This window comes from Marinobacter sp. P4B1, assembly GCF_001447135.1.
GTDB classification, from domain to species: Bacteria; Pseudomonadota; Gammaproteobacteria; order Pseudomonadales; family Oleiphilaceae; genus Marinobacter; species Marinobacter vinifirmus.
Genome location: NZ_LLXM01000015.1, coordinates 549,404 through 572,452 on the forward strand (window position 1 = coordinate 549,404; position 23,049 = coordinate 572,452).

General features: G+C 60.9%; 22 protein-coding genes. 8 read left to right on the plus strand and 14 right to left on the minus strand.

Annotation, left to right across the window (positions count from 1 at the left end; all coding sequences use genetic code 11):
* Positions 1 to 4 precede the first annotated feature (4 nt).
* The 6 genes from argE to coaBC all read right to left on the minus strand — a co-directional run bounded on the left by argE (position 5) and on the right by coaBC (position 7,807).
* Entirely contained in the window at positions 5 to 1,174 is a 1,170-nt protein-coding gene (gene argE, locus AQ621_RS14200; protein WP_058341961.1) for an acetylornithine deacetylase, read from the minus strand.
* A 23-nt stretch (positions 1,175 to 1,197) separates the two neighbouring features.
* Positions 1,198 to 2,442 (minus strand): hypothetical protein, encoded by a 1,245-nt coding sequence (locus AQ621_RS14205; protein WP_058341962.1) that lies wholly within the window; start codon positions 2,440 to 2,442, stop codon positions 1,198 to 1,200.
* A gap of 26 nt (positions 2,443 to 2,468) precedes the next feature.
* Positions 2,469 to 3,365 (minus strand): acetylglutamate kinase, encoded by an 897-nt coding sequence (gene argB / locus AQ621_RS14210; RefSeq protein WP_022988460.1) that lies wholly within the window; start codon positions 3,363 to 3,365, stop codon positions 2,469 to 2,471.
* 39 nt (positions 3,366 to 3,404) lie between these two features.
* On the minus strand, positions 3,405 to 6,038 hold the full coding sequence (locus AQ621_RS17965; protein WP_058341963.1) for a phosphomannomutase/phosphoglucomutase: 2,634 nt from the start codon (positions 6,036 to 6,038) through the stop codon (positions 3,405 to 3,407).
* Between the two features lie 96 nt (positions 6,039 to 6,134).
* Positions 6,135 to 6,596, minus strand: a complete 462-nt coding sequence (gene dut / locus AQ621_RS14220; RefSeq protein WP_022988462.1) for a dUTP diphosphatase — start codon at positions 6,594 to 6,596, stop codon at positions 6,135 to 6,137.
* Entirely contained in the window at positions 6,593 to 7,807 is a 1,215-nt protein-coding gene (gene coaBC, locus AQ621_RS14225) for a bifunctional phosphopantothenoylcysteine decarboxylase/phosphopantothenate--cysteine ligase CoaBC (RefSeq protein WP_058341964.1), read from the minus strand. The genes dut and coaBC overlap by 4 nt, the downstream gene beginning before the upstream one ends.
* 179 nt (positions 7,808 to 7,986) lie before the next feature.
* Between coaBC and radC the strand changes: the two genes are divergently transcribed.
* The 3 genes from radC to rpmG all read left to right on the plus strand — a co-directional run bounded on the left by radC (position 7,987) and on the right by rpmG (position 9,283).
* On the plus strand, positions 7,987 to 8,661 hold the full coding sequence (gene radC, locus AQ621_RS14230; RefSeq protein ID WP_011786974.1) for a RadC family protein: 675 nt from the start codon (positions 7,987 to 7,989) through the stop codon (positions 8,659 to 8,661).
* Between the two features lie 218 nt (positions 8,662 to 8,879).
* Entirely contained in the window at positions 8,880 to 9,116 is a 237-nt protein-coding gene (gene rpmB, locus AQ621_RS14235) for a 50S ribosomal protein L28 (RefSeq protein ID WP_011786975.1), read from the plus strand.
* Between the two features lie 11 nt (positions 9,117 to 9,127).
* Positions 9,128 to 9,283: a 50S ribosomal protein L33 gene (gene rpmG, locus AQ621_RS14240; RefSeq protein ID WP_008173465.1), complete on the plus strand. Its 156-nt coding sequence runs from the start codon at positions 9,128 to 9,130 to the stop codon at positions 9,281 to 9,283.
* Between the two features lie 66 nt (positions 9,284 to 9,349).
* Here the strand turns inward: rpmG and AQ621_RS14245 are convergent, their stop codons facing one another.
* The 3 genes from AQ621_RS14245 to AQ621_RS14255 form a co-directional block, all read right to left on the minus strand.
* Positions 9,350 to 10,210, minus strand: a complete 861-nt coding sequence (locus tag AQ621_RS14245; protein WP_058341965.1) for an endonuclease/exonuclease/phosphatase family protein — start codon at positions 10,208 to 10,210, stop codon at positions 9,350 to 9,352.
* A gap of 64 nt (positions 10,211 to 10,274) precedes the next feature.
* Entirely contained in the window at positions 10,275 to 10,910 is a 636-nt protein-coding gene (locus tag AQ621_RS14250; RefSeq protein WP_058341966.1) for a thiol:disulfide interchange protein DsbA/DsbL, read from the minus strand.
* Between the two features lie 154 nt (positions 10,911 to 11,064).
* Entirely contained in the window at positions 11,065 to 11,673 is a 609-nt protein-coding gene (locus AQ621_RS14255) for a c-type cytochrome (protein ID WP_058341967.1), read from the minus strand.
* 181 nt (positions 11,674 to 11,854) lie between these two features.
* Here AQ621_RS14255 and yihA point away from each other — a divergent pair, with 181 nt between their 5' ends.
* Positions 11,855 to 12,499: a ribosome biogenesis GTP-binding protein YihA/YsxC gene (gene yihA / locus AQ621_RS14260; protein ID WP_022988467.1), complete on the plus strand. Its 645-nt coding sequence runs from the start codon at positions 11,855 to 11,857 to the stop codon at positions 12,497 to 12,499.
* Between the two features lie 185 nt (positions 12,500 to 12,684).
* Here yihA and AQ621_RS14265 read toward each other — a convergent pair whose 3' ends face one another.
* Positions 12,685 to 13,347, minus strand: coding sequence for a TetR/AcrR family transcriptional regulator (locus AQ621_RS14265; RefSeq protein WP_058341968.1), 663 nt, complete (start codon positions 13,345 to 13,347; stop codon positions 12,685 to 12,687).
* 174 nt (positions 13,348 to 13,521) lie between these two features.
* Between AQ621_RS14265 and AQ621_RS14270 the strand changes: the two genes are divergently transcribed.
* From AQ621_RS14270 to coaD, 4 genes are all read left to right on the plus strand, one after another.
* The gene (locus tag AQ621_RS14270; RefSeq protein ID WP_058341969.1) at positions 13,522 to 14,967 is read left to right on the plus strand and encodes a coniferyl aldehyde dehydrogenase; all 1,446 of its coding nucleotides are present in this window, start codon (positions 13,522 to 13,524) and stop codon (positions 14,965 to 14,967) included.
* A 5-nt stretch (positions 14,968 to 14,972) separates the two neighbouring features.
* Positions 14,973 to 15,563, plus strand: coding sequence for a hypothetical protein (locus AQ621_RS14275; protein WP_058341970.1), 591 nt, complete (start codon positions 14,973 to 14,975; stop codon positions 15,561 to 15,563).
* A 25-nt stretch (positions 15,564 to 15,588) separates the two neighbouring features.
* On the plus strand, positions 15,589 to 17,181 hold the full coding sequence (locus tag AQ621_RS14280) for a GMC family oxidoreductase (protein WP_058341971.1): 1,593 nt from the start codon (positions 15,589 to 15,591) through the stop codon (positions 17,179 to 17,181).
* A 241-nt stretch (positions 17,182 to 17,422) separates the two neighbouring features.
* Positions 17,423 to 17,905: a pantetheine-phosphate adenylyltransferase gene (gene coaD, locus AQ621_RS14285; protein WP_022988472.1), complete on the plus strand. Its 483-nt coding sequence runs from the start codon at positions 17,423 to 17,425 to the stop codon at positions 17,903 to 17,905.
* A 76-nt stretch (positions 17,906 to 17,981) separates the two neighbouring features.
* Here coaD and AQ621_RS14290 read toward each other — a convergent pair whose 3' ends face one another.
* From AQ621_RS14290 to AQ621_RS14305, 4 genes are all read right to left on the minus strand, one after another.
* Positions 17,982 to 19,274, minus strand: a complete 1,293-nt coding sequence (locus AQ621_RS14290; protein ID WP_058341972.1) for a DUF945 family protein — start codon at positions 19,272 to 19,274, stop codon at positions 17,982 to 17,984.
* Between the two features lie 42 nt (positions 19,275 to 19,316).
* Positions 19,317 to 21,458 (minus strand): polyphosphate kinase 1, encoded by a 2,142-nt coding sequence (gene ppk1, locus AQ621_RS14295; protein WP_058341973.1) that lies wholly within the window; start codon positions 21,456 to 21,458, stop codon positions 19,317 to 19,319.
* A 40-nt stretch (positions 21,459 to 21,498) separates the two neighbouring features.
* Positions 21,499 to 22,530, minus strand: a complete 1,032-nt coding sequence (hemB, locus tag AQ621_RS14300; RefSeq protein ID WP_058341974.1) for a porphobilinogen synthase — start codon at positions 22,528 to 22,530, stop codon at positions 21,499 to 21,501.
* Positions 22,531 to 22,704: 174 nt separating this feature from the next.
* Positions 22,705 to 22,926, minus strand: a complete 222-nt coding sequence (locus AQ621_RS14305) for a hypothetical protein (RefSeq protein ID WP_058341975.1) — start codon at positions 22,924 to 22,926, stop codon at positions 22,705 to 22,707.
* Positions 22,927 to 23,049: the final 123 nt, after the last annotated feature.

Consider the following 23,049-nt stretch of genomic DNA (forward strand, 5'->3'; position numbering starts at 1 on the left):
CTGTTCATCCGATACAGAACTGCCTGATCAGGCCCCGAAGAATATCCACCGTGGGCTGTAATTGCGACAGTTCCAGGTACTCGTCTGGCTGGTGCGCCTGGTCAATGGAGCCAGGGCCCATCACCAGGGTTTCCAGGCCCAGCTTCTGCAGCCAGGGCGCTTCGGTGGCGAAGGCGACAGCATGGGCGGTGTGCCCGGTGAGCTTTTCGCAGGCTTGCACCAGTGCCGCATCCGCCGGCGTCTCGAACGGTGGCACACCATCGAACAACGGCTCGAAACTGAGGGCCAGCTGGCGCCGCTCCGCCAGCGGCTGGATGCGGTTCAGGATAGCCTGGCGCAGGTTATCCATGTCCATGCCCGGTAACGGCCGCAGATCAAAGTGCAGCTCACAGCGGGCACAGATACGGTTCGGGTTGTCGCCACCGTGGATACAGCCAAGGTTAAGGGTGGGCACCTGCACCTTGAACGCCGGGTTCCGGTACTTCTCCTGCCACTGGCCGCGCAGGGCCAGCAGTTCGGTCATGGCCTCGTGCATGCCCTCCAGGGCGTTGCGGCCTAAATCTGGGTTCGAGGAATGGCCGGACTGCCCCTCGAAGGCCAGCCGCTCCATCATGATGCCTTTGTGCATACGCACCGGCCGCAGGCTGGTGGGCTCGCCAATCACGGCATAGCGGGCCCTGGGTTTGCCCGCCTCGGCCAGCGCCCGGGCCCCGTTCATGGAGCTTTCTTCGTCGGCGGTGGCAAGGATAATCAGGGGCTGCTTCAGGGGCTGGTCGATAAAGGCTTTCGCCGCCTCGATGGCGAGCGGGAAAAACCCTTTCATATCGCAGGTACCCAGGCCATACCAGCGATCGCCTTTTTCGGTCAGGGTGAAGGGGTCGCTGTGCCAGCGTTTGTCGTCAAAGGGCACGGTATCGGTGTGGCCGGACAGAACCAGGCCTCCGGGGCCGCTGCCCAGGGTAGCCACCAGGTTGTATTTTCCGGGCATGCCCGGCACATCCAGGATCTCGATGGCAAAGCCCAGCGCTTCCAGCCATTCCGCCAGGGTGCGAACCACCGCCTCGTTGCTGTGGTCCCAGTCCGGCGACGCACTGCTGATCGATGGCTGGGAAATCAATCGGGCCAGCATCTCCCGGATACCCGGCACGCTGGCTTTACTGTCTGTGTGCACCATCCTCGCCTCCCGGCTTGTTGGCGTCAGTCTGCCCGGCCGCGCCGCCAGACTTCGAATTGGCTGATGGCGCGAATCAGGATCGGATAGGATACTTCGCCGCCGCCCACCGAACGGGTGATGTCCATTTCCCTTTCCCCGACAATGTCGAGCCGGCCTTCCACCTGGTTACCGTTCGACAGAGTTATACGAACCTGCCGGCCGATCCAGCCCGCAGCGTTTTCGGAATCTTCTTCATACCACCCCTGCTTGCCCGGCTCTTCCTGGACAGCGACCGGCTCCATGGCTTCAGCCGGCAGAGGCGGCTCAACCACTTCAATGGTGGTCAGGTAGACATCCGGAACCGTGGCGCCATTGTAGGTTACCGGCCAGGCGGCCTCCGGGCTGCCTTCGGTGCGAACCGGGATATCCGGTGTACCGGTGGTGGCCGCAACCGGGAATACCAGCTCGCCGCCTTCGGTCAGCCACTGTCGATACAGTGCAACGAGTTGGTCACTGGCCTGGTATCCCCGGGCCCGAAGCCCGGCATCCAGTGCAGTTGCCGCCTTGCCTGCCCATTCGTTCACCGTGAGCCCGGTTTCCCGGCCACAGTAGGCTGACAAACGGCGCATCAGGCCACCATCCCGCAAAGTAACACTGGCATTGTCCTGCTCTCCGGCCAGGGTCAGCTCCGAATCCAGCAGTTGCAAGCGGGTATCGGGCCAGTGCACTTCCAGGCTGCCGGTATCCACCGTATTCAGTTCCGCGTGCAGGCCTTCGCTGTCCTGAATCAGCAACAGGTCACCGCGGATGGCTTCAATACCCATGCGGGTCAGGTCGCCGCTGCCCAGCTGCTGGCGCGGATCCGGCGCACAGGACAGCACAACCAGCGGAGCCGGTGCATCCTCGGCTTCAGCGCCGGCGGTTACCCAGTTGCGGAACATCACCGGTTCCAGAACCATGCTGGCCTGCTCTACCTTCAACTGCCAGTCAGATGGCAGCGGCTCCGGGTACATCAGTGCCGTCAGCAGGCTCACCGGCGAGCCGGTGTCCAGCTCCACCAGGCCCAGCTCCAGTGGCTGGGTCAGCCGGAAGTCCTGCCAGCCCGCTTGTTTCAGCAGTAACCGGCCATCCAGTGCCGAGCTGATGTTGCCTCGCTGCAATACACCGATCTCCGAGAGTGCCGTGCGCGCCTCCGCCAGCCGCTGATCCGCCAGCCACCAGGCACCGGCCTTGAAGCCGACAAACACCACCAGGGCCAGAATGATCAGAAAGGACAGCAGGCGCTTCATGCCACGGTTACTCCCGGTTATCGGCTTCAGTTACGGGAAATCAGGGTACCGACACCTTCGTCGGTAAAGATTTCCAGCAGACAGGCATGGGCCACCCGGCCATCAATGATGTGGGAGGTACGCACGCCGTTTTCCACCGCACTCAGGGCGCAACGGATTTTCGGCAGCATGCCGCCGTGGATGGTGCCGTCTTCGATCAGGTCGTTGACCTGCTGCGCGGTCAGGCCAGTCAGCACCTTGTCGTCCTTGCTCTTCAGGCCGGAGACGTTGGTCAGCAGGATCAGCTTCTCCGCCTTCATGGCCTCGGCCACCTTGCCGGCCACCAGGTCTGCGTTGATGTTGTAGGACGCACCGTCCGGGCCGACACCGATGGGCGCAATCACCGGAATCACGTTGCTGCGGGTGAGCATGTCGATCACATCCACATTCACGCTGGCCACTTCGCCGACATGGCCGATATCAATGATTTCCGGGCGTTCCAGCTCCGGAGAACGATCCACCACTTCCAGCTTGCGGGCACGGATCAGGTTGGCGTCTTTTCCGGTCAGCCCCACGGCGGTGCCGCCCTGGGCGTTGATCAGGGAAACGATTTCCTTGTTGACCTGGCCGCCGAGCACCATCTCTACCACGTCCATGGTCTCGGAGTCGGTCACCCGCATGCCGTTCACAAAGCGGGACTGGATGTTCAGCCGCTCCAGCAGTTCACCGATCTGGGGGCCACCACCGTGCACCACGATGGGATTGATACCAACCAGCTTCATCAACACCACGTCGCGGGCGAAGCTGCTCTTCAGGTCTTCGTTTTCCATGGCGTTGCCGCCGTATTTGATCACAACCGTTTTGCCGGTAAACCGTTGGATATAGGGCAGGCCCCGGCTGAGTACCGAGGCCACCTGCATTGCTGTTTCACGATCCAGCGCCATGGTGATGTGTTAATCCTTACTGTCAGAGAATGGTTTGAATCAGAATTCGGCCACCAGGTCCGGTGCCGCCTTCTGCAATTGTTCCCGGAACACGGACTTGATCCGCTCCAGGGCGTCTTCGTTTTCGGCCTCGAACCTCAGCACCAGCACCGGCGTGGTGTTGGATGCCCGGCACAGGCCCCAGCCATCGGTGTAGTCTACCCGCAGGCCGTCAATGGTACTGACGTTGCCGTCGCCGAAATCAGCCTGCTGCTCCAGGCGTTCGATAATGGCAAACTTGTCGCTCTCGGTAACCTGTACATTCAGCTCAGGGGTGCTGATGTCCTCCGGGAAGTCCTCGAACACCTCATCGCTGTGACGATCTTCAATCCCCAGGATTTCCAGCAAGCGGGCGGCGGTATACAGGCCGTCATCAAAGCCGTACCAGCGCTCGGCAAAGAAGATGTGCCCGCTCAGTTCGCCCGCCAGCAAGGCACCGGTTTCCTGCATCTTGGCTTTCATCAGGGAGTGGCCGCTCTTCCACATAATGGGCCGGCCACCAGCTTCGGAAATCACCCCAGCCAGGCGACGGCTGCATTTGACGTCATACAGCACATCGGCACCCGGATTGCGGGACACCACATCCCGGGCGAACAGCATCAGCAGGCGGTCGGGCCAGATAATCTTGCCACTGTTGGTCACCACGCCAAGCCGGTCGCCATCGCCGTCAAAGGCCAGGCCAATATCCGCGCCGGTTTCCTGCACCTTCGCGATCAGGTCCTGCAGGTTCTCGGGCTTGCCCGGGTCCGGATGGTGATTGGGGAAGTCACCGTCAACGTCACAATGCAGCGGTGTCACTTCGCAACCCAGTTCTTCCAGCAACATGGGGCCAAGCTCACCGGCAATTCCGTTGCCGGCATCCACAACCACCTTGAGGGGTGCGGCCACGGCAATATCACCGACGATCCGGTCCAGGTAGGCCCGGCGCACATCTTCCCGGGACAACTCACCCTGGCCGGCACTGAAGTCGGCATTCTGGATGCGGTCATACAGCTTCTGGATAGCATCGCCGGACAGGGTTTCGCCCCCCAGCATAATCTTCAGGCCGTTGTAGTTGGCCGGATTGTGGCTGCCGGTCACCATCACACCAGAGCCGGTTTCCAGGTGGTGGGCGGCAAAGTACAGCACCGGCGTGGGCACTGCGCCCACCTCGATCACGCTACAACCGGTGGAGAGCACACCCCGTGCCAGCGCATCGGCCAGGCCCGGGCTGGAATACCGGCCGTCGTAACCGATACACAAAGACGTAACGCCCCGGTCGGTCGCCTCAGAGCCGATGGCCCGGCCAATAACCTCGACAACATCCTCGGTCAGGTTATCGCCAACAATGCCGCGGATATCATAGGCCCGGAAAATTTCCGGCCGCACGTCCACCTGCGTGGTCTCAGCCAGAACCGGTTCATCCTCGTCAAACAGTTCGTCGTCGAACATCGGGGCATCGCCGAAGCCCAGGACGTCTTCATCGCCATCCATCATATCCACATCGGGAATATCGTCCTGGAACATGGGAGCGGCGCTATCGGAGGCAAGAGCGCTGGCCCGGGCGGGCTTGCCGTTGCCATTTTCACCCGCCTTGTTTACCCGGCTGTCTACAGCCAGCGACAGCCGGTGCAGCACTTCGCCGGCTGAGGCCACCGTATCCCAATGCAACGCCGGCAGGCGCAACCGTTCACCGACAAAGGCCTTATGGGCCCACTGGATCAGTGCAGACATATCTTCACGGATACTGCGCTGGGCTGCCGCCAGCAGCATCCATACCAGTACCGCTGCCAGCAGGGCCGGAATACCGATCAGCAGTGCCAGTGCCATGGGACTGACCACCGGTTCCGGTGCCGAGGCTGCCTGGTACACAACGGACCAGTCCGGGTTGGTCAATGTGCGGGTTTCTGAGGGCCCGTTTCCGTTACCGGCGCTGGCAACGGTTCCGGAACTGCCGGAAATGGTCTGGACCAAGGCCAGCTGACCGCCCAGCCGGCCATTGGAGACCGTCAGCATCGGTTGCAGAATGTCAGCATCAAAGACAGCCAGTACGGTTCCGACGACCGCATTGCTCACCGGATTCCGGACCGGCGCAGCAAACTGGATATACCAGACACCATCCCGGGGGAAGGCGTCCGGCTGCAGCGGCAAACCTTTTTCGGCCCGACGAGCCAGCTCAGCACCGGCAAACCCCAGCAAGGAGCCGTTATTGCCAGCCCGCGGGATATCACCATGGAGGAAAACAAACACCGCGCTGGCACCGGGCAAGGCATTTTGGAGCTGACCGGCCAACACCTCGGCACTAGTGTCTCCAGCCAGGCCCCGGAGTACATGGGGCTGGCTGGCGATGGCCTGAACCTGATCCTGCTGGGCAGTGAAATACCGGTTCAAGCGCTGCTGGGCGCTGTCGGCTTCCACCTGACGCGATGCTTCATGGCGCTTTTCCGCCGCCGGCATCACCGACAGGAAATACACGGCGAGCACAGCGACTACACCGGCCAGTAACACTGCCAGTGCTTGCTGCAACGCAACCGACCCCAGACGACGCCCCCTTTTGGCCACCGGCTCCTGTGACTTGCTACTTTGCTCTACTGGGCTCTGTTCCGGCGTCTGGTCCTGGGCGGACTCTTTGCTCTTCTTTTTACCGAATTTCATAGTGCATCCCGCAGTTATTTTTGAGTCCCGATGCTGCCTTGCTCTGCGAAGTATAGCTGGCAGCCGTGCTGACGGCTCTCAGCCTTTAGGGTGTGGTCAGTGGCTCCCGGTAGAGCCAAATCCGCCGGCACCCCGTTCGCTGGCATGGAACTCCGACACCACTTCAAACTCCGCCTGAACCACCGGAACCAGCACCAGCTGGGCAATGCGCTCGCCCACTTCAATGGTGAACGGGGTCTGACCCCGGTTCCAGCAGGACACCATCAGCTCGCCCTGATAGTCCGAATCGATCAGCCCCACCAGGTTACCCAGCACAATACCGTGTTTGTGGCCCAGGCCACTGCGAGGCAGGATCATGGCCGCCAGCGCCGGGTCTTCGATATAAATCGACAGGCCGGTGGGGATCAGGTGGGTTTCCCCGGGCGCCACCGTCAGCGGCTGCTGGACACAGGCCCTGAGGTCGAGGCCGGCAGAACCGTCGGTTGCGTATGAGGGAAACGGGATCCCGGTTCCGATACGGTCGTCCAGAATCCGGACCTGTAAATTCTTCTTGGTCATGCGTTTTCAATCCTGTCACTGTGGCTGGCAATGAGCGTAACCAGTCGCTCTGCGATGGCCTGTTTGCTGTCCGGGCCGATGGACTCCTGCCCTTCCGGCCAGAAAACCGTAACGGCATTCTGGTCGCTGTTAAAGCCCAGCCCCGGCGCAGAGACATCATTGGCCACAATCATGTTCAGTTTCTTGCGCTGCATTTTGTCGGTAGCGTAGCGGGCGACGTCTGTGGTTTCCGCCGCAAAGCCCACGGTAAAGGGCGCATCAGGCCTGGCCGCGATGGTGGCCAGGGTATCCGGATTGCGCACCAGCGCCAGGCTCATGGCTTCGCTGGTTTTCTTGATCTTGTCGCCGGCGCAGTTTTCCGGCCGGTAGTCCGCCACGGCGGCGGTGGCGATAAAAACATCGCAACCTTCGGTGACCGCTTGCTCGGACGCCCGCAGCATATCCCCTGCCGTCACTACCGGGCGCACTTCCACGCCCTCCGGGGCCGGCAGGTTTACCGGGCCACTGACCAGCAACACCCGGGCACCGGCGGCAGCGGCGGCACGGGCAATGGCGTAGCCCATCTTGCCGGAGCTGTGATTGGAGATGTAGCGCACCGGGTCAATGGGCTCCCGGGTTGGCCCCGCAGTGATCACCAGCCGTCGACCGGCAAGCACTCCCGTAGCCGGGGGTTCCGGCGATGCCATAACCAGCCGGGCCAGGGCTTCCGGCTCCAGCATCCGGCCCGGGCCGGTATCGCCACAGGCCTGCTCGCCCTGATCTGGCCCCCACAGGGTAATCTGTGGATCTTCTGAGAGCAGCTGCACGTTGCGTTGGGTGCGGAAATTTTTCCACATGGCCTGGTTCATGGCCGGCGCAACCGCGATCGGCGCCTCGGTAGCACAGCACACAGTGGTCAGCAAGTCGTCTGCCATGCCCTGAGCCAGCCGGGCCAGGAAATCGGCAGACGCCGGCGCAATCACCACCTGGTCGGCCCACTTGGCCAGTTCGATATGCCCCATGCCAGCTTCCGCCTCCGGGTCCAGCAGGGACGTACGAACCGGCTCGCCGCTGAGGGCCTGGAAGGTCAGTGGCGTTATGAACGCCTCGGCACCACGGGTCATCACAACCCGCACTTCCAGCCCGGCTTTTTTCAGCAACCGGACCAGTTCGGCACTCTTGTAGGCGGCAATGCCGCCGGTGATTCCCAGCAGAATTCGCTTGGCAGCCATGGGGGCTCCGTAATCCCGTAAAATGAAAGGGTTATAAGATAGCACGCCACGGGCCGGCAGGCAGCCTGCGCGGCCACCCCGTTCGTTTACCAAATGTTACCTTTTCAGGTAACCTTTGTAATTCTGAGAACCCGATGCAGGACGCATCGGCCGTATCAAACCAAAGCAAGGAAGCCCGGATGACCGATTCCAGCTGGCCCACCGACGAGCGGCCCAGAGAACGCCTGCTCGCCCATGGCGCCCAATCCCTGTCTGACGCTGAATTACTGGCCATTTTTCTGCGCACCGGCACGACCGGCATGCCAGTGATGGCGCTGGCACGACACCTGATTGACGAATTCTCCGGCCTGCGGGGGCTGATGACCGCCTCCCGCCGGCAGTTTCTGCAAGTGAAAGGCCTGGGTACCGCCAAGTACGCCCAGGTGCAGGCCGCCATGGAAATGGCCCGGCGGGTCATGGACGAACCCCTGCGCCAGGGGGATCCGCTGCGCTCACCGGCAGACACCCGGCGCTTTCTCACCAGCCGGCTGGGCACCTATCCCCACGAAGTATTCGCCGGACTGTTCCTGGACAACCGCCACCGGGTCATCCAGTACCGGGAGCTTTTCCGAGGCACCATCGACGGCGCCGCAGTGTATCCGAGGGAAGTGGTGCGCCAGGCCCTGGAAGACAACGCCGCAGCCGTCATTTTCGCCCACAACCACCCCAGTGGCGTGGCCGAGCCCAGCCAGGCCGACATTTCCCTGACCCGCAGATTGAAGGAAGCGCTGGGATTGGTGGATATCAGGGTTCTTGACCATATGGTTATCGGCCACGGTGAGGTAATATCGCTGGCTGAACGAGGGTTGATGTAACCGCTGCAGGGTCGCCACCGGAAAACTGGACAATTTCCCAACAATTTTTTGCGTTGGCTGGCCAGTTCTGGTATAAAAGCGTCCCTTTCTGGCGGCGTCTGGCGAGCAGCGTTCAGTTTAGAGGCGCGAACCGGTAGCAGTTATGGCTCCGGAGCAACCAGAGACGCATTAAATAACGAATTCGTATAGATAGACCATTGCTCAGGTCGGAGGCAAGTATGTCCAGAGTTTGTCAGGTTACCGGTAAGCGTCCGGTTACCGGTAACAATGTATCCCACGCGATGAACCACACTCGTCGTCGTTTTCTGCCGAATCTGCAGAACCACCGTTTCTGGGTTGAGTCCGAGAAGCGTTTCGTGAAGCTGCGCGTATCCACCAAGGGCATGCGCATCATCGACAAAAAAGGCATTGACGCTGTGCTGGCCGATCTTCGTGCCCGCGGCGAGAAAGTTTAAGGAGCCGCATCATGCGCGAGAAAATCAAGCTGGTTTCATCAGCAGGTACTGGTCACTTCTACACGACCAAAAAGAACAAGCGTAACACCCCGGAAAAAATCGAGATCAAAAAGTACGATCCGGTTGTCCGCAAGCACGTTGCGTATAAGGAAGCCAAGATCAAGTAATTGATCCTGCCTCCACGAAAAACCCGGCCATGGCCGGGTTTTTTTGTGCCTGAATCTGGAGCAGGATCAGAAGGTTTGCAGGTATCCCTTGGGCAGGGCGACGTCCATGGCGATGGGCAGGTGGTCCGACACCGGATAGCTCACTACTTCAGAACGGCGGATCTCCAGCGACGGACTCACCAGGATATGATCCAGCGCCTTTTCCGGCCGCCAGCTGGGGAAGCTGTGGGCGGTATCCGGCAGCGGAATCAGGTCGGTTTCTTTCAGGGGCGTCCTGGTCAGCAGTTGTTCTGCATGGGCATTCATATCCCCCATCAGCACCACATGCCGGTAGTCGGCAATCAGTTCCCGGATATACCCCAGCTGGCGCTGCTGCGCCGACTTACTCAGGGACAGGTGCATCAGCACCAGCACCAGGGGATCATCCTCTGCCCCGTAACGGGCAATGATGGCTCCCCGGCCCGGAATCACTCCCGGCAACTTGTGCTCGGTCACGTCCAGCGGCCGAAACCGGCTCAACAGGCCATTACTGTGCTGGGCAATCTGCCCCAGATTACGGTTCAGCTGTTGATACCAGTACGGAATGCCTGCCGCCTCGGCCAGGTATTGCACCTGGTTTATATAACCGCTGCGAAGACTGCCACCATCGCACTCCTGCAAGGCCACCACATCGTACTGGCTGAGCAGGGTTGCGATTCGATCCAGGTTCTCGATGCGCCGGCGGTTAGGCAGGAAGTGTTGCCAGCTGCGGGTGAGATAGTGGTGGTATGACGAGGTATTGATGCCCACCTGGATATTAAAGGTGAGCAAACGGATATGGCGGTGGGCCTCAAACTCGGGCACATGCTCGCTGCCCGAGCAGGCACCCCGGGGGCTTTCTTGCGATTTCAGAATCCCGTTCAGCTGATTGCGGATCTGTTTATACATGCGCGGAAATCCCCGGACTGCTCCAGAAAACGGCCAGCTTCAGCGCTGGCACGCGGCCACCGTATTACTCGGCTCCTGCCTGCTCCTGCTCGGCCAGGTATTCGACTACCTGAAGAACATTCTCGTGGCTGCCAGCCATGGAGGCACTGACCACATACTTGCCATTTACCAGCATAGTCGGTGTTCCGGTGATGCGCGCACCACGGATCTTGGACTGCGCCTGCTGCACCCGGGCACGTACGCCGAAGCTGTTGTAGGTGTCGACAAATTCCTGGGCGTCCACCCCGTAGTCAGCCACGAAATCCGCCAGCGCCTCTGCAGAATTCAGCGGGCGACGCTCTCCGGCCAGCGCATTGAACAGGGCGTCGTGCACCTTGTCGAGTTCACCCATGGCTTCAAGGGCGTAGAAAGCGTAGGCATGGGGCTCCCAGCTTTGTCCCAGGGCCGCCGGCAGGCGAACGTAGTTTACATACTCCGGCGCCTTCTCTTCCCAGGCTTCCGCAAGGGGCTTGAAGTTGTAACAGTGGGGACAGCCATACCAGAACACCTCCGCCACCTCGACACCACTGTCTGAGGCAGTGCGCACCGGGTTATCCAGCGTGCGGTAGTGTTTGCCGTCCTGCCAGGACTGGGCATTCGCCACGCCTGAAACAAGCAGGGCGGCAGCAAGAAATACAACAGAGCCAAAGCTTCTGATCATCGAAAATCTCCGAGCCATGATTTTGAGTTATCAGGGATTATGACCCAGCATACGGAAAAAGTTCCACCGCAGGCCATGGGCAAATCGTTACAGAAAGGTAAATAGCAAAAACCCCGCCGAAGCGGGGTTTCTGACGCAGCGTTACCAGGAACGATCAGTTCAGGCCGGAAACGTAGTTGGCAACTGCCTCGATTTCCGCGTCGGTCAGCTTGGAGGCCACATCCATCATGATGGCTGCGTTGGCACCGCCAGCGCGCTCACCGGAACGGTAGGCATTCAGCTGCTTGGCAACGTACTCGGCAGTCTGGCCACTCAGTGCCGGATAGCCCGCAGGCTCGTTACCGGTACCACGAGGGTTGTGACAACCGGAACAGGCCGGAACACCGGAAGCCATGTTGCCGCCACGGTACAGGGCCTGGCCCTGTTCCACCAGCTCTGGATCAGCCTGGCCAACCACCATGTCCTGCTCGTTGAAATAGGCTGCCAGGTCCTGGAGATCCTGGTCAGACATGGCGTCCAGCAGGCCCGTCATTTCAGGAATCGAACGGTCGCCGTTCTTGATATCTACCAGCTGCAGGTATGTGTAACGCTCGCCGATACCGGACAGCTTCGGATACGCCGCCATGATCGGCTTGGCTCCGCCCTGTCCGTGGCAGCCGGCACATACCGCTGCATTCTGTTCACCCGCTGCCGGATCTCCTGCCCCGTGAGCCATTGCTGTCAGGCCAACTCCGAGAACAACTCCTGCGATCAGTCTTTTCATGCTCGCTCCGCTTCTCTCATCTTTGCATCTTGAAAGTATTCTTCGTTGTGCAACCGGCAAGCACTGACAAAACAGGCTCATAACCGGGGCTAAAGCGGTAACGCGAGGCGTCCCGCCCTGAATTGGTGTAGCATTATACATTAATCGCCGATAACTGAAATCCAAAGGAACGCCAACCGTCGTGGACTCTGATCTGACTCAAAAAAGCCTCTCATTCAACAGCGCCCGATTTCTGATCAGTGCGTCACGGCTGGATGAATGCCCACCGGATTTCGGCGCTGAAGTGGCCTTTGCCGGCCGCTCAAATGCCGGCAAATCCAGCGCCCTGAACGCCATCACCGCCAACGGCAAGCTGGCCCGCACCAGTAAAACGCCGGGGCGCACCCGGCTGATCAACTTTTTCACCCTGAATCGCGAAAACATGCGCCTGGTGGATCTGCCCGGCTACGGCTACGCCAAGGTTTCCCGCGACATGAAAGACGACTGGCAGAAACACCTGGGCCACTACCTGAACGAGCGCCGCTGCCTGCGCGGCCTGGTTTTGGTGATGGATATCCGCCACCCGCTGACCGACTTCGACCAGATGATGGTGGACTGGTGCGAACACAATAACCTGCCCCTGATGATCCTGGCCACCAAGGCCGACAAGCTGAAATTCGGGCAAGCCAAGACTGCCATGCTGGGCATCGCCGGCAAACTCAAGCCTTTTAGCTGCGTACAGCACCTGATCATGTTCTCGGCCACCTCGAAGCGGGGCGTCGACGAATGCCGCGAGGCCCTGACCGACTGGCTGGAAGCGCCTGAAGCGGAAGAGACAGAAGAATAAGCAGAAGAAAAACAAAAAACCGGCCTGCAAAGACGCAGGCCGGCGAAACGTCAGGGTTTGCGACGTGCTAAACCTGAGAACTCACTCAGGAGACGCAGAAAAGTCCGATTTCCCACGTCACTACCTGTGACACCGCACTCTTCCAAAAGTTCAACATCTGCTCAAAAAATAACCGCCAGCTACAATCAAGCCGGCACCGCCTCCGGCAAAACCGGGCGATACTTCTCTCGCAGTACCATCACCCGCTCACGGTATTCAGGCGTCAGGTACGGTATTTCCAGCGTCAGCACCTGGTAAATGCCCTGCTTCAGCTCGGTCAGAGTCAGGCTGGCCGACTCCTCGCTGGCGTGGGCCGTTTTCAGGAATGCCATCCAGTTAGTGATCACCAGCCAGACATTCAGTGACATGGCCGAACGCAGCTCTTCGGGCTGAGGCTCGATAATGCCCGCTTCTGCCAGCTTGCCGAAAATCCGGTTAATGGCGGCCAGGCAGCGGTTGGTAAATTCCCGGTAGTCCCGGCGCAGGCGCGGATCGCTGTCGAGCAGGTATTCAAGGTCCCGGTGGAAGAACCGGTAACTCCAGAGTCCGTCAAAGACCGACTCCAGGTAAAAGGTCAGGTCTTCCAGCGTAATGGCCCGGTCTTCGGGGATATCCAGGTAGTAATCCACCAGATTTTCATATTCCTGGAAGATCTCGTAAATGATGTCGGACTTGTTCCGGAAGTGGTAATACAGGTTGCCCGGAGAAATGGCCAGGTGCGCGGCAATATGGTTGGTGGTGATATTGCGCTCACCCCGCTCGTTGAACAGCTCCAGACTGGAAAGCAGAATTTTGTCTCTGGTTTTCATTCGCCCGCCGGTGTTTGTTGTTATCTGTCTCGCAGATGGCCCGATGGGCTATCCACCGCTTCTTGACTGCCTAGAGTATATACTCTAATAATAGCCGCAAGTGCAAATCCACCGGATTGCAGCCACCGATAACAACAAGCTGTACAGGCAGGCCTGACGGCAAGGGGAGAGAAAATGGGAGCCACCGTTGTTCAGCTCACCGAGAGCAAGAAACAGATCCAGCACACCCACCGGGTTTTCGAAGAGCAGAAAAAAGCCTTCCGCGCCAACCCGATGCCATCCCTCACCGAGCGCAAGGAAAACCTGAAACGCCTGAAGCGCGCCCTGCTGAGCAACCAGGACCGGCTCACCGATGCCATCGACCGGGACTTCAGCTGCCGCTCGAAGGATGAATCCCTGATTGCCGAAGTCATGCCGTCCATTCAGGGCATCAACTACACCCTGAAGAACCTGGGCGACTGGATGAAGCCGTCCAAACGCCATGTCTCGGTACTGTTCCAGCCGGCCAGCAACAAGGTGCACTACCAGCCCAAGGGCGTGGTGGGCGTGATCGTGCCCTGGAACTACCCCCTGTACCTAGCGGTAGGCCCGCTGGTGGCCTCGCTGGCTGCGGGCAACCGCACCATGATCAAAATGTCCGAGTACACGCCGCACACCTCGGCCCTGTTCAAGGAAATCATCGAATCCATGTTCCCGGAGGAAATGGTCTCGGTGATCACCGGCGAGGCCGACGTCGCCGCAGACTTTTCCCAGCGCCCGTTTGATCACCTCTTATTTACCGGCTCTACCTCGGTGGGCAAGCTGGTGATGCGCGCCGCGGCCGAAAACCTGACTCCGGTGACCCTGGAACTGGGCGGCAAATCGCCCGCCATTGTATCGCCGGATGTACCCATGGAAGACGCCGCCCAGCGCATCGCCTTCGGCAAGGCCTTCAACGCCGGACAGACCTGCGTGGCACCGGACTACGTGCTGTGCCCCGCCGACCGGGTGCAGGCCTTCGTGGATGAATTCCGCGCCCGATTCGCGGAAATGTACCCCAGCCTGCGGGACAACGACGACTACACCGCCATCATCAACGAGCGCCAGTACGACCGCTTGCAGGGTTACCTTGAAGATGCCCGGGCCAAGGGCGCCGAACTGGTGGAAATCAACCCCGCCAACGAAGACATGAAGGAAGGCACCCGCAAGATCCCGCTGACCCTGGTACTGAAAACCACGCCGGACATGAAAGTGATGCAGGACGAGATCTTCGGCCCGATCCTGCCGGTGATCAGCTACAGCGGCCTGGACGAAGCCATCCACTACATCAACGAACGGCCGCGTCCGCTGGCCCTGTACTTCTTCGGCTACGACAAAACCCAGCAGCAGCACGTGGTGGACAACACCCACTCCGGTGGCATGTGCATCAACGATGCACTGATGCACGTAGCGCAGGACGACCTGCCCTTCGGCGGTATCGGCGACTCCGGCATGGGCCACTACCACGGCCGCGAAGGCTTCCTGACCTTCTCGCACCACCGGGCCATCTTCACCAAGCAGAAGTTCAACAGCGGCAAATACGTGTACGCACCCCACGGCACCGCTGCCCATCGCATGGTCTACAAATTCTTTATCCGGTGAGCCCCATGAACCGACGCAGTTTCCTGAAAACCGGGGTAGGCGGCGCCGTCTTCCTCGGCACTGTCAGCCTTACCGCCGGCCTGTCCGGCTGCGCCACCGCGCCGGCCGTGCGGGTCAGTGCGGTCGACAGCCGCATGGACGCCAGCTACCGCTTCCGGTTTCTGAGCAAGGACGACATCGCGCTGTTCGAAGCCCTGTTACCGGCCATGTTCGCCGGCGCCCTGCCGGAAGAACCGAACCAGCGCCAGTTTGCCGTTGCCGCCACCATCGAGCGCATCGACCAGGGCATCGTCCAGTTCGGCGCCCCCAACCAGAAAGAACTGCGCAAGCTGTTCGACCTGCTGAACTTTGCCCCCACCCGGGTCACCCTGGCCCGGGTCTGGTCCGACTGGCCATCCGTGACCACCAGCGAAGCCGACGCCTTCCTGAACCGCTGGCGCAACAGCCGGATCGGCCTGCTCAATAACGGCTACATCGCCCTCAGCAAGATCTGCAACGTGGCCTTCTACGGCCACCAGAACCAGTGGCACCTGACCGGCTACCCCGGGCCACAGGAATGGATCGTGAACGTCTTACCCCAGTTCAAAAACACCTGAAAGACCCCGGATTACGGAGCGCAGTATGTCCATGAATGATCCCATTGCCCGGGGCCTGGCCGCCGGCTGGAAGGTTACCGACGCCAGCACCCTCACCAGCAACCAGACAGCAGAAGCCGATGTGGTCGTCATCGGCACCGGTGCCGGTGGCGGCACCACCGCAGAAATCCTTGCCCGGCAAGGCTTAGCCGTTATCCTGGTGGAAGAAGGCCGGCTGTATTACCAGAAAGACTTCAAGATGGACGAACTGACGTCCTACGCCAACCTCTACCAGGAAGGCATGAGCCGGACCACCGCCGACGGTGCCATCGCCATACTGCAGGGCCGTTGCGTAGGTGGCTCCACCACCGTCAACTGGACCAGCAGCTTCCACACTCCAGACGAAACCCTCACCTACTGGAGCCGGCAATTCGGCCTCGACAGCCTGACCCCCGACGCCATGGCGCCCTGGTTCCAGGGCCGGGAAGAGCGCCACACCATGGCGCCCTGGCAAACCGACCCCAACCTGAACAACGACATCCTGCGCCAGGGCTGCGAAAAACTCGGCTACACCTGGCAGGTGATTCCCAGAAACGTTAAAGGCTGCTGGAACTCCGGCTACTGCGGCGTGGGCTGCCCCACCAACGCCAAGCAAGGCGCCCTGCTGACCACCATCCCCGGCGCCCTCGACAACAACGCCCGCATGTACCACGGCCTGCGCGCCGAAAAACTGGTCATGAACCAGGACCGCATCGACCACCTGCAGGCCAGCGCCATGGGGCCAGACGGCGTAACCCCCTCCGGCGTCACCGTCACCCTCAAGGCCCGGCACTTTGTCGTCGCCGCCAGCGCCATCGGCTCACCGGGCCTGCTACTGCGCTCGCAACTGCCCGACCCGCACCAGCGCGTGGGCAAACGCTCCTTCATCCACCCGGTTAACGCCACCGTGGCCCGCATGCCGGCCAACGTAGACCCCTTCTACGGCGCACCCCAGTCCATCTACTCGGACCAGTTCAACTTCAGCCAGGGCGTAGACGGCCCCGTGGGCTACAAACTCGAAGTACCCCCCCTGCACCCGGCCATGGCCGCCGGCGTCGTCCCCGGCCACGGCCCCGACCAACTCGCCGACCTCAGCCAGCTGGCCAGAATGCAATCCGTCATCGCCCTGCTGCGCGACGGCTTCCACGAACAAAGCCCCGGCGGCACCGTCACCCTACGCGACGACGGCAGCCCGGTACTCGACTACCCGGTCACCGACTACCTGTGGCAAGGCATCCGCCAGGCTTACCTGCACATGGCCGAAATCCAGTTCGCCGCCGGCGCCGAAGCCGTCCGCGCCATGCACCTGGATTCCACCTGGTCCAAAACCTGGGCCGAAGCCAAGGCAGCGATCGCCGAACTCCCCATGAAACCCCACCGAGCCCGCCTGTTCACCGCCCACCAGATGGGCGGCTGCAGCATGGGCAGCAACCCGGAAGACTCCGTGGTCAACGGCTTCGGTGAACACCACCACGTTCCCAACCTCAGCATCCACGACGCATCGATCTTTCCAACGAGTATCGGCGCGAACCCGCAGTTGTCGGTTTATGCATTGGCGGCGAGGAACAGCACCAGATTGGCGCAGAAACTGACAAGCTGACGAAGTTCCCGGGGAAGGCTGCACTTAGTTAGGGGCGCGGGCTGGGTGGCTCTGTCCGGGAATGTCGGAGGCCATGGATGGCCGGAGTCAAGCGCACAGGGATGTGCTTGTAGCGTTTCCCGGACAGAGCCTCCCAGCCTGTGACCTGCACCAATTTATAAAACCAATCTCCCAAAGTCCCGGACTACAGAACAACCCCCAACGCTGCTATGCTACCGCCCACAAACAAAAGGAGCTGCGCATGCCAAAAGTCATCTACCCGGGCACCTTCGACCCCATCACCAACGGCCACACCGACCTCATCGAACGGGCCGGCCGCATGTTTGACGAAATCGTCGTCGCCGTCGCCTACAACCCGAAAAAGCAGCCACTACTGAACCTCGAAGAACGCTGCGAATTGGTACGCAAAGCCACCGCCCACGTGCCCAACGTGACCGTCACCGGCTTCAGTAACCTGCTGGCCGAATTTGTGCGGGAACAGAACGCCACCGTCATCCTGCGTGGCCTGCGCGCAGTCTCCGACTTCGAATATGAATTCCAGCTCGCCGACATGAACCGCCGGCTGGCCCCGGAAATCGAAAGCGTGTTCCTGACCCCGGCCAACCACCTGTCCTACATCTCCTCCACCCTGATCCGGGAAATCGCATCCCTGGGCGGAGACATCTCGGAATTTGTCGATCCGGCGGTGGCCGAGGCGCTGAAACAGAAATTCAGCCAGGCCTGAACCCGGCTGGCGAGAAGAAAGGCAAAAGCGGGAAAATAACAGCAGAACCGCTGCCAGCACGTGCAGCGGCCTGATATCAGAGCAGCGGTGGCAGCGGAATCTGCAGCCCGTTGATGTCCAGCACCAGATCTTCCATGCGGCCATCCATCACCAGCCGGTCACCCTCCTGAACCAGCAAACCCTGCTTGATCAGCGGCGCTACCTGCATGCGCACCGCAGCATAATCTTCGGCCAGTGCCATCGGCATGGAAAAATCCAGCTCGCCGGTCAGGCCCTGCATCACCATCAGCATGGCGTCCTTTTCAGCACCGGACAATTCCGGATGAGAGATATCCAGGCTGCCCTGCACCGGCCCTTCCGGCGTTTCCAGGCTCAACTCGCGGATCCCGGCCGAAAAACCGGCTGCGGCCAGGTCACGGATCGACTCATTGAACCGCTGCATCACCGCCATCTGTTCCTCGAAGCTGGCACCACCGCCAGCCCCGGCCTTGACCGTCATCGCCTGCAGGTCTGTCATGGCCGAACTGAAGGCATTCCAGCCAGCCACATCCAGGTTATCCACCGAAACCGCCATCCGCTGAGGGCCGAATGCGTCACTGCCGACGCTCACCGACGCCACATCCAGCTCCAGGGTTGAATCCAGCCGACGATCCTGGTCCTTCGCCTCGCTGGCACTGGTCATGGCCAGGCCATCCAGGACCACGGGCTCCGCACCCGGGCTTTGTACCGACAGGGTCTCCACCGACAAGGTGCCGGTTCCGGTCCAGATATCACCACTCAACCAGGCCAGGCTTTGCTCCAGGTGGACATCGTCCACAGCAAGGTCCAGCTCCGGCCCAGACAGCGACAGTGCCGGCCACACCATCATCAGATCAGCCTTCTCACCCAGACTGCCCACACTGATGCTGGCCAGGCCACCGCTGCTGCGCAGGGACTCGCCCGATGCCGGGTTATCGATCGCCATTGCCGGCGCTTCCAGCACCAGGGTGGCCGAGCCCCAAACCCGAGTTTCAAGGGTCAGGCGGGGCTTTTCACCACGAAACCAGTTGGCGCCCTCCGGTTGCCAGCCGGCGTCCGGGCGGAAATCCATCAGGCTGCCGGTCACCCCGTGGGACACCTTCACGCGGAAGTCTACCCGGTAACTGTCGCCCCGGGCCGGGTCGGTAATGGTCAGGGTGCCATCAGCTTCGGAGGCCAGCACACCACGCTGATACTGCCGGGTTTCCAGGTGCACAAAAGGCTGGGCCGCGTTTACTTCCAGGGCAGCCCGGGACCACTGCTGCTCGGTCACATAGCCCACGCCCCAGGGCGCGAGGCCGGCACCGACCAGAATCACTCCGCCGGCGACCAACCACTTGTTGAATTTCAAAATCAGAGTCCTGTTTTTAGGTATTTGTTGTTGTATCCGGGCTCAGACCGGCTTGCTGGTCAGGCGCTCCAGCAGCACCAGCTGGGAGGCAAAGGGCTCTTCGCCCTCGGCCGGCTGGTTCTGGATATAGCTGCCATCGGGCTGCAGCACCCAGGCCTGGCAGTTATCCGCCAGGTAGGTGTCCAGGTCTTCCCGCAACCGGGCCACCAGTGCCGGCTCTTCCACCGGGAATGCGGTTTCTACCCGATGCAGCAGGTTGCGTTCCATGCCGTCAGCACTGGAACAGTAAACTTCCGGACGGCCATTATTACCGAAGTAATACATCCGGGTATGCTCCAGGAACCGGCCAATCACCGAACGAACCCGGATGTTATCCGACAGCCCCGGTACTTCCGGCCGCAGGCAGCAGATGCCCCGGATGATCAGGTCAACCTTCGCGCCGGCCTGGGAGGCCCGGTAAAGGGCCTTGATCATCTGCGGCTCGGTCAGGGCGTTGAACTTGAAGATAATCCGGCCCTTGTCGCCATAGCTGGCCTCGCGCTCGATCAGGCTGATCAACCGGTTGTGCAGGGTAAACGGTGCATGGAACAGCTTCTTGATCTTCAGGGCCTTGCCCATACCGGTCAGCTGCTGGAACAGCTTGTTCACGTCGTCACCGATGGACTCGTCACAGGTCATGAAGCTGTAGTCGGTATACAGACGGGCGTTGCCGGCGTGGTAGTTACCGGTACCCAGGTGCACATAGCGGCGCAGGCGGCCTTCTTCCCGGCGCACAATCAGGATCATCTTGGCGTGGGTTTTGTAGCCCACCACGCCATACACCACGATCACCCCGGCTTCCTGCAACCGGCTGGCCAGCTCCAGGTTTTCCGCCTCGCTGAAGCGGGCCCGTAACTCGATCACCACGGTCACTTCCTTGCCGCGCCGGGCGGCATCGGCCAGCGCTTCGACAATTTCCGAATCGGCACCGGTCCGGTACAGGGTCTGCCTGATGGCCAGCACATTCGGATCTTTTGCGGCCTGGCGCAGCAGGTCTACCACCGGGCTGAAATTCTCGTAGGGATGCAGCAACAGGATCGGCCGTTTGCGGATGGCATCGAACATGGATTCCTTGCTGCGGATCTGGCGCGGAATGGACGGCGAGAAGCTGGAGTAGGTCAGGTCGGGCCGGTCTACCAGGCCACCCACGGCCATCAGGCGGGTCAGGTTCACCGGGCCATGCACCTGGTACAGGTCACGCTCGGTCAGCCCGAATTCCCGCAACAGAAACTGCACCAGTTCTTCCGGGCAGTTATCGGCTACTTCCAGGCGCACACCGTCACCAAAGCGACGGCTGAGCAGCTCGCCGCGCAGGGCCGACGCCAGGTCTTCCAGGTCATCTTCCAGCTCAAGGTCAGCGTTACGGGTCAAACGGAACTGGTAACAGCCCTTTACTTCCATGCCCGGGAACAGCTCATCCGCGTGGGCGTGGATCATCGACGACAGGAACACCAGGTTCTCACCACCTTCGCAGACTTCATCCGGCAGGCGCACCAGACGGGGCAACGACCGGGGCGCCGGCAGGATGGCCATGCCGGTTTCCCGGCCAAAGGCGTCTTTGCCATCCAGTTCCACAATAAAGTTCAGGCTCTTGTTGACCAGGCGCGGGAACGGGTGTGACGGGTCCAGCCCGATGGGGCTGACCACTGGCAGAATCTCTTCTTCAAAGTAAGTACGCACCCACTCTGCCTGGGCCGGGGTCCATTCCCGGCGCCGCACAAAGTGGATGTTTTCCTGCTCCAGCTCGGGAATCAGGACATTGTTCAGGATGTCGTACTGCTCGTGGATGTACTCGTGGGCTACCCGGCTGATCTCCGCCAGCACCTGGTCCGGCTGCATGCCGTCCACACCCACGGTTTCCCGGCCGTACTTCATTTGCTGACGCAGGCCCGCCACCCGGATCTCGAAGAACTCGTCCATGTTGCTGCTGAAAATGCAGCAGAAAATCAGCCGGTTGATCAGCGGGTGCGTGGTGTCCAGCGCCTGCTTCAGTACCCGGTAGTTAAACTGCAGCTGGCTCAGCTCCCGGTTGAAGTAGTTCTCGCTGGCGTCCAGGTTCACTTCCTCGCCTACCGGCGGAAGCTCAACCGGCGCAGGCACGCTCAGTTCGGCATCGATTGTCTGCTTGGCAGTTTCAGTAGTCATCGCTATCCATATCCGTTGTCTGGGCAGGCGGTCGCCTGCGTCACGCCCGCGCGCGGTCTCTCATCAGTCTCGCAGCGCGCACGGCAAAATAAGTCAGAATGCCATCGGCACCGGCCCGGCGCATGGCCATCAGGCTTTCCATCATCACCGCATCGCCATCCAGCCAGCCGTTCTGGGCCGCCGCCATGTGCATGGCGTACTCTCCGCTGACCTGGTAAACAAAGGTCGGCACCTGCAGTTCGGTTTTCACCCGGTGCACGATGTCCAGGTACGGCATGCCCGGCTTGATCATCACCATATCGGCACCTTCCGCCAGGTCCATGGCCACCTCGTGAATGGCTTCGTCGCTGTTGGCCGGGTCCATCTGGTAAGTGGACTTGTTGCTCTTGCCCAGGTTGGCGGCGGAACCGACCGCATCCCGGAACGGGCCGTAATAGCTGGAGGCATACTTGGCAGAGTAGGCCAGAATGCGGGTATTCACATAACCGGCACCTTCCAGGGCTTCACGAATGGCGGCCACCCGGCCGTCCATCATATCGGAGGGCGCCACCACATCGGCGCCGGCGTCGGCGTGGGACAGGGCCTGGTTCACTAGGGCTTCTACGGTCACGTCGTTGAGCACGTAACCGTCGTTATCAATAATGCCGTCCTGGCCATGGGTGGTGAACGGGTCCAGCGCCACATCGGTAATCACACCCAGTTCCGGCTGGGCTTTCTTGATCGCCCGCACCGCACGCTGGGCCAGGCCATCGGAATCCCAGGCGCCAGAGCCGGACAGGTTCTTTTTCTCCGCCGGCACCACCGGGAACAGCGCCACCGCAGGAATGCCCAGCTCAACCAGCTCCGCCGCCTGCTCGACCAGCAGATCAATACTCAGTCGTTCCACACCCGGCATGGACGGCACCGCCTCACGCTGGTTCTCGCCTTCGAGCACAAACACCGGGAAGATCAGGTTGTCGGCCGACAACTGGTTTTCCCGCACCAGGCGCCGGGAAAAATCACTGGCACGGTTGCGGCGCAGACGGGTAGCCGGATAGGCTCGGTTGGAAAGCGGCTGGCGTGGCTTGGGCATGAAATACCTCCTGAACATGGATGGCCTTGGAAAGTCATGACATCATACACCCGGTGAGCCGCCTGTTGCAGGGCCGGGGGCAAGTCTGCAGTACTCAGATGACAATTCAATGACAAAAACCAGGACGGCGCCGAACCGGCCGCCCTGGTAAAGAAGGGAAATCGGGGAAGGAACTCAGATGGAACGGTTGTTAAAGCCCACTTCCACCTTGCGAGGGGTATCAGCCCGGAAGCTGGTATCCACTGCCTGGATCTTGCCGCCACCCTGCAAAAAGGCTTCGATATCTGACTGCAGCTGGGCCCTTACCCGGGCACGGCCGGCAACAGAATGGTTATCCTCACTGTCGCTGCACCAGTTACCGGACTGCTCCAGATTGCTTTCGTCGAATTCACTCATGCTCTTTTCTCCATCAACGAAAACAGATTTTCAGGTGCCCTGTACGCCCTCCCGGGCAGCACCCCGTCTCGACTGCCGGCCGCCTGCGGCCCCGTCTTGGCGTCTTTATAATCCGGTTTCGTT

Bases quoted from the DNA above. Each gene is read 5' to 3' on its own strand.
- argE (WP_058341961.1), bottom strand. From the start codon at position 1,174: ATGGTGCACACAGACAGTAAAGCCAGCGTGCCGGGTATCCGGGAGATG.
- AQ621_RS14205 (WP_058341962.1), bottom strand. From the start codon at position 2,442: ATGAAGCGCCTGCTGTCCTTTCTGATCATTCTGGCCCTGGTGGTGTTT.
- argB (WP_022988460.1), bottom strand. From the start codon at position 3,365: ATGGCGCTGGATCGTGAAACAGCAATGCAGGTGGCCTCGGTACTCAGC.
- AQ621_RS17965 (WP_058341963.1), bottom strand. From the start codon at position 6,038: ATGAAATTCGGTAAAAAGAAGAGCAAAGAGTCCGCCCAGGACCAGACG.
- dut (WP_022988462.1), bottom strand. From the start codon at position 6,596: ATGACCAAGAAGAATTTACAGGTCCGGATTCTGGACGACCGTATCGGA.
- coaBC (WP_058341964.1), bottom strand. From the start codon at position 7,807: ATGGCTGCCAAGCGAATTCTGCTGGGAATCACCGGCGGCATTGCCGCC.
- radC (WP_011786974.1), top strand. From the start codon at position 7,987: ATGACCGATTCCAGCTGGCCCACCGACGAGCGGCCCAGAGAACGCCTG.
- rpmB (WP_011786975.1), top strand. From the start codon at position 8,880: ATGTCCAGAGTTTGTCAGGTTACCGGTAAGCGTCCGGTTACCGGTAAC.
- rpmG (WP_008173465.1), top strand. From the start codon at position 9,128: ATGCGCGAGAAAATCAAGCTGGTTTCATCAGCAGGTACTGGTCACTTC.
- AQ621_RS14245 (WP_058341965.1), bottom strand. From the start codon at position 10,210: ATGTATAAACAGATCCGCAATCAGCTGAACGGGATTCTGAAATCGCAA.
- AQ621_RS14250 (WP_058341966.1), bottom strand. From the start codon at position 10,910: ATGATCAGAAGCTTTGGCTCTGTTGTATTTCTTGCTGCCGCCCTGCTT.
- AQ621_RS14255 (WP_058341967.1), bottom strand. From the start codon at position 11,673: ATGAAAAGACTGATCGCAGGAGTTGTTCTCGGAGTTGGCCTGACAGCA.
- AQ621_RS14265 (WP_058341968.1), bottom strand. From the start codon at position 13,347: ATGAAAACCAGAGACAAAATTCTGCTTTCCAGTCTGGAGCTGTTCAAC.
- AQ621_RS14270 (WP_058341969.1), top strand. From the start codon at position 13,522: ATGGGAGCCACCGTTGTTCAGCTCACCGAGAGCAAGAAACAGATCCAG.
- AQ621_RS14275 (WP_058341970.1), top strand. From the start codon at position 14,973: ATGAACCGACGCAGTTTCCTGAAAACCGGGGTAGGCGGCGCCGTCTTC.
- AQ621_RS14280 (WP_058341971.1), top strand. From the start codon at position 15,589: ATGTCCATGAATGATCCCATTGCCCGGGGCCTGGCCGCCGGCTGGAAG.
- coaD (WP_022988472.1), top strand. From the start codon at position 17,423: ATGCCAAAAGTCATCTACCCGGGCACCTTCGACCCCATCACCAACGGC.
- ppk1 (WP_058341973.1), bottom strand. From the start codon at position 21,458: ATGACTACTGAAACTGCCAAGCAGACAATCGATGCCGAACTGAGCGTG.
- hemB (WP_058341974.1), bottom strand. From the start codon at position 22,530: ATGCCCAAGCCACGCCAGCCGCTTTCCAACCGAGCCTATCCGGCTACC.
- AQ621_RS14305 (WP_058341975.1), bottom strand. From the start codon at position 22,926: ATGAGTGAATTCGACGAAAGCAATCTGGAGCAGTCCGGTAACTGGTGC.